Genomic DNA, 5,890 nt, shown 5'->3' with positions numbered 1-5,890 from the left:
CTGGACGGGCCGGCTTCCCTTCCTCCCCAAGAACAAGCCCCTCTCCTTCGTCGCCATCGCCTCCAACACCTCGGGGGCCGAGCTCTTCCGGGGCTCCACCCACCAGACCCTCACCGAGGACAACACCCCGGTGAGCATCGTCCTGGTTCCCGCCACCAACGGCGCGAACATCACCCTGCCCCGCGCCCAGCGCGTCACCCTCCCCGCCGCCGAACTCTTCCCCTCACAGAGCTTCCCCCTCGGCTTCCTCGTCGAGGCCCGCGCTGGCGAGCGCCTCGACTACGTCCTCGAGGGGGCCGGCGGCACCTTCTTCCCGTCCCAGGGAAGTCTCACCCTGGAGGGCACCTCCACTACCCTCGTCATCCGCTACACCGCCCCCGAGGTCGCCTCCTCCACCAACTTCTCGCACGCCATCCGCCTCACCAACCGGGATGGCCACTCCGTCCGCACCACCTTCCGCCTCCGCGTCCGTCCTCCCTCTTCCGAGGGCGTGCGCGACACCTCCTTCGTCGTCCGCTTCAACCCTGTCATCAATGCCCTGAGCGCCGTGCGTGTGCCGGGTACGCCCCAGGTGGCCTTCGAGGCTTCCGTCTCCGACAACCGGCCCCTCTCCGAACTCTCCTATGCCTGGAACCTCACTCCGGATGGCGCCGATGAGCTGGCCCCCTCCTTCAGCCCCCAGGCCAACCCCACCGTGCTCCAGGGCTACACCCCCGAGCTGCGCGGCAGCCTGAAGCTGGAAGTGACGGACGCGGAGGGTGGCACGACGACGCTGCTCTACGTCCTGCCGCCCAATCAGTTCCCCGACAACCCCACCGCGGACACCGGCTTCAAGTCCCTGCTCGCTGGCGAGAGCCATACCTGTGTCCTGCTCGGCGACGGCGCCTCACGCTGCTGGGGGCTCAACGACTCTGGCCAGCTAGGCCAGGGCCACACCCACTCCCTCGGCGACGACGAGCCCCTCTCCTCGGTGGGCAACGTTCCCCTCGCCGAGAGCGGCGCCCAACTCGCCGTGGGCGGCCACCACACCTGCGCCCTGCTGGAGGGCGGCGCCGTGCGCTGCTGGGGCCGCAACGACTCCGGCCAGCTTGGCTATGGGCATACGCGCTCCCTCGGTGACGATGAGGCCTTCTCCAACTCCGGCTATGTGCCTTTCGGTGGCCGGGCCGTCGAGCTGGTGGCCGGCTTCGCTCACACCTGCGCCCTGCTGGACACCGGGAAAGTGCGCTGCTGGGGCCACAACGCCCATGGCCAGCTCGGCCTGCGTCATACCCGCCCCATCGGTGATGATGAGCTGCCCTCCGGGGATGTCGACGTGGGTGGAACCGTCCGGCACCTCGTCGCGGGGGCCTGGCATACCTGTGCCCTGCTCACCACCGGCGCCGTGCGCTGCTGGGGGCGCAACGACTCCGGCCAGCTCGGCCTGGGCCATACCCGTCCCATCGGCGATGATGAGTCACCGGCCAGCGCGGGTGTTGTCAGCCTGGGCGGCACCGTCGTGCAGCTCGCCGCCCACGGAAACAGCCAGCATACCTGCGCCCTGCTGGAGGGCGGCGCCGTGCGCTGCTGGGGCCGCAATGCCCATGGCCAACTGGGGCAAGGCCATACCAACCCCCTCGGCGATGACGAGACGCCTGCTTCCGTGGCAAGCGTCAACACAGGGGGCACGGTCCTTCAGGTGGCCACCGGCGCAGAGCACACCTGTGCCCTGCTGAGCCCCGGCGACCTCAAGTGCTGGGGTCGCAACGAGTCCGGACAGCTCGGACGTGGCAATACCAACTCCCTCTCCACTCCGCCCGGGCCCCCTGTGAACCTCGGCGGCTCCATGGCTTTCCAGCTCGCCGCGGGCGCCTGGCACACCTGTGCCCTGCTGAGTGCGGGCGAGCCCCGGTGCTGGGGCCGCAACACCCATGGCCAACTTGGCCTGGGAAACACCTACAACCTCGGCGACAACGAATCGCCTTCCGGCGCGGCCCTCACCACGCCGCTGCCTCCCCATGTCGTGGAAACCTCCCAGTCCGCGCCGACCGTCACGGGCGGCGCCTCCCTCACCCTCCTGGTGCAGGCGATGGATCCCCAGGGCAGCCACCTCTCCTTCTCCTGGACGTCGAATACGGGAACGCGCTCCGTTGCCACCACGAGTACCGACACCAGCCAGGTGATCTGGACGGCTCCCGCCTGCACGACCTCGGGTGTCACTCCCACGGTGACGGCCACGGTGAGCAATGCCTTCGGGCTCGTGACCTCCACGACCTTCACCCCCTCGGTGAAGGCTTGCACAGACCCTTCCCTCGTCGGCCGGTGGACTTTCGAGAACGGCTCGCTGGCCGACAGCTCGGGGCACTTTGGCAACCTGAGCCTCGTCAGGGGCGCCTACATCTCCAATGGCTCACTGGTCGTCAACGCAGCCCAGCAATCCTACGCCCGCAGCAGCAACTACAGCGGCCCTGCCATTACGACCAAAACCCTGGTCGCATGGGCCCGCGTGGATGACCTGTCCGCCAGAGGCGGCACGATCCTCACCCTGGAGAAGTCAAACGGCGTGGACGTGTTCGATGGCATCGTCTACGCCGAGCAACGCCCCCTGGAGTGGATGGCTGGCTCCGAATACTTCAACCGCACCGAGAGCCCCCAGTCCGATCGCCTCGATGAAGGCCCTGTCGGTCAGCTCGTTCAACTCGCCATCACCTATCTCTCCAGCGGTCAGATCAATCTCTACCGCAATGGTTTCCTCTATGCCTCCTACACCAAGGGTTCGAACTTCACCTACGACCCGAGCGTGGACAGCATCAATGTCATCTTCGGCCTGCGGCATGATGAGGCCAGCACGAACAGTGGCTTCTTCACCGGCCGGATCGAGGAGGCGCACCTGTACAACCGGGTTCTCTCCCAGGGAGAGCTCCAGGCACTCCAGTACTGCACTGGCGCGAGCTGCGGTTGATCCCTCCAGTCAAATGTCCGCCCTTCCCTCGGTACACGCTCCTTCGGTAGTCGGTGGAAAGCTACGCGCGGAGCACCACCACGGGAGTTGCCGAAGTCAGCAAGGAGCGGATGCCGCGAATGGACCAGGCGAAGCTGCTGCGCAGGACGTTCGCGTTGGATGTCTTCATCTGTGCCTGGTGTGGAGGCAGGCGCCGGGTGTTGAAGGCAGCTGCGCTGCTCAGTCCTTCAGCCGGATCCAGACCGGCGCGTGGTCGCTGGGCTTCTCGCGGCCGCGGTGCTCGGCATCCACTTCGGCCTCGGCCAGGCGCGACACCAGGGAGGGCGTGAGCAGCAGGAAGTCCATGCGGAAGCCCGCATTGCGGCGGAACGCTGCTTCGTTCACCCAGAAGGTATACACGCGCTTCTTCGGGTGCAGTTGCCGCGTGGCATCGATCCAGCCCTGCGAAAGCAGGCGCGCGTACTTTTCGCGCGTCTCGGGCTGCAGCACCGCGTCGAAGCGCCACGTCCCCGCGTTGTAGATGTCGTTGTTGGTCGGCACCACGTTGAAGTCGCCCGCCAGGATCACCGGGACGCCCGAGTCCATCAGCGTCCGCGCGTGTGCGATCAGACGCTCCATCCAGCGCTGCTTGTAATCGAAGTTGGGGCTCGGCACGGGGTTGCCATTCGGCAGGTACACCGACGCAATGCGCAGTCCGTGGAGGTCGGCCTCGAGGTAGCGCGCCGCCACGTCTTCGGGATCACCGGGCAAGCCGCGCCGCACCTCGACGGGTGTTTGGCTGCGCGCGAGAATCGCCACGCCATGGTGCGAACGCTGTCCGTGCCAGATGGCGCGGTAGCCCGCATCCTCGATCGCCTTGGCGGGGAAGGTCGCATCCCCCGTCTTGATCTCCTGCAGGCAGGCGACGTCGGGCTGCGTCTCCGCCAGCCACTCCAGCAGGCGTGGCAGGCGACCCTTGACTCCATTGACGTTGAAAGTGGCGATCTTCAAGAAGGGCTTCCGACGCTATCTCGACATCAAATGCAGACGCTTATCGGTAAAGACGCAGATAAAGCCGCCCTTCGTCGTCATCACCTGATGGTTGAAGTCGCAAAACGCAGCCGCGCCATCCAAGGGAAGTTGGTCATTGCCCCACGACTGCGGGCGGAAGTACGCGAGTTCGCCGGGCTTGCACTTCTTTGCCTCGGCGTCGCTCGTGAAGACGCAGAGGTTTTCTTGGCTCACGGATGGCTGATTGCCGCAGCCGGCCAGCAAACCTCCAAGTACGACTGGCACAATCCCACGCATGGCTTTCTCCTGGTGGCCAACACCGGTTCTGCCTCACTTCCGAGGCTGTAATGACATGCTGATGGTGTGGTCGCCGTGGGTCAACCGTCCTATACGTACCACGTATAATACCCGCCTCATGAGCCTGCCCCGATCCCGTGGACCCTTGATGACGGAGCCAACCCGGCAGCGACTTTTCCGCGGAGCGGCGGTTCTGGCCGTCGTCACGTCCGCTCTGGGTGGCTGCGCGAGCCTGCCGGGCGCGGTGCCCAGAACCTACGATGTCGTGATCCAGGGTGGGATCCTCTACGACGGCTCGGGCGGTGAGCCGTACGTCGGCGACGTGGCCATCGAGGGGGAGCGGATCGCCTACGTCGGCCGGCCCGGGCAGGTGCGCGGCGAGACCGTGATCGACGCCCGTGGCAAGGCCGTCTCACCGGGCTTCATCAACATGCTGAGCTGGGCCACCGAGAGCCTGATCGCGGATGGCCGGGGCATGAGCGACCTGAAGCAGGGCGTGACGTTGGAAGTGTTCGGAGAGGGCTGGTCCATGGGCCCTCTGACACCCGAGATGAAGGCCGAGGTCCTCCGCGCCCAGGGCGACATCCGGTTCCCCGTCCCGTGGACCTCGCTCGGCGAATACCTGGCCCACCTGGAGCACTCGGGTGTGTCTCCGAACGTCGCCTCCTTCGTGGGGGCCACCACCGTGCGCATCCACGAACTCGGCGAGAAGGACGTGGACCCCACGCCCGAACAGCTCGGCCGCATGCGAGGACTGGTGCGCTCGGCCATGGAGGAGGGGGCGCTCGGCGTCGGCTCCTCGCTCATCTACGCGCCGGCGAGCTACGCCGAAACGCCCGAACTCACGGCCCTCGTGGAGGCGGCCGGCCAGTGCGGGGGCATGTACATCACGCACCTGCGCTCGGAAGCCGACCGCCTGCTCGAAGCGGTGGACGAGACCCTCGAGATCGCCCGCCGCTCGGGTGCTCCGGCGGAGATCTACCACCTGAAGATGGCCGGCAAGGCGAATTGGGGAAAGCTCGATCAGGTGATCGAGCGGATCGAGCGGGCGCGCGCGGCGGGCGTGCGGGTCTCGGCCAACATGTACACCTATACCGCCGGGGCCACCGGGCTCGATGCCGCCATGCCCACCTGGGTCCAGGAGGGCGGGGAGCAGGCGTGGATCGCACGGCTGAAGGAGCCGGAGATCCGCGCGCGGGTGGTCCAGGAGATGCGCGCGCCGGGTGAGAATTGGGAGAACCTCTACTGGCACGCCGGCGGGCCGGAGAACGTGCTGCTGATCGGCTTCAAGAACGAGGCGCTGAAACCCCTGACCGGCAAGTCCCTGGCCGAGGTCGCCCGGATGCGCGGCGTCAGCCCCGAGGACGCCGCGATCGACCTCGTCATCGAGGACGGCAGCAGGGTCGGGACGGTCTACTTCTTGATGAGCGAGGAGAACGTGAAGCGCCAGGTCGGCCTGCCCTGGATGAGCTTCGGCTCGGACTCGGGGGCGTTCGCGCCGGAAGGCGTGTTCCTGAAGTCGAAGAACCACCCGCGAGGCTACGGCAATGTCGCGCGCCTGCTCGGCAAGTACGTGCGGGAGGAGCGGGCGACGACGCTGCCGGAGGCGATCCGCCGTTTGACGTCGCTGCCCGCCGCCCACCTCGGACTGCGCGAGCGCGG

The 5,890-nt window shown here is 67.2% G+C and carries 4 protein-coding genes; 2 read left to right on the top strand and 2 right to left on the bottom strand.

What is annotated here, in order from left to right; genetic code table 11:
- Positions 1-2,941 (top strand): LamG-like jellyroll fold domain-containing protein (locus VF794_RS15860; RefSeq protein WP_331111254.1); only part of this gene is annotated, 2,941 nt, incomplete at its 5' end.
- A gap of 219 nt (positions 2,942-3,160) precedes the next feature.
- On the opposite strand, the gene xth is transcribed toward VF794_RS15860, so the two are convergent.
- Together xth and VF794_RS15850 are read right to left on the bottom strand one after the other, a co-directional pair.
- Positions 3,161-3,931 (bottom strand): exodeoxyribonuclease III, encoded by a 771-nt coding sequence (gene xth / locus VF794_RS15855; protein ID WP_331111252.1) that lies wholly within the window; start codon positions 3,929-3,931, stop codon positions 3,161-3,163.
- Positions 3,932-3,946: 15 nt separating this feature from the next.
- Complete coding sequence (locus VF794_RS15850; RefSeq protein ID WP_331111250.1) at positions 3,947-4,228, bottom strand: hypothetical protein; 282 nt, start codon at positions 4,226-4,228, stop codon at positions 3,947-3,949.
- Positions 4,229-4,493: 265 nt separating this feature from the next.
- On the opposite strand from VF794_RS15850, the gene VF794_RS15845 reads away from it, so the two are divergent.
- Positions 4,494-5,890: hypothetical protein (locus VF794_RS15845; protein ID WP_331111248.1), on the top strand; the 1,397-nt coding region annotated here is incomplete at its 3' end.

Source organism: Archangium sp. (genome assembly GCF_036389735.1).
Classification (GTDB): domain Bacteria; phylum Myxococcota; class Myxococcia; order Myxococcales; family Myxococcaceae; genus Archangium.
This window is presented reverse-complemented; position numbering and strand designations above follow the sequence as displayed.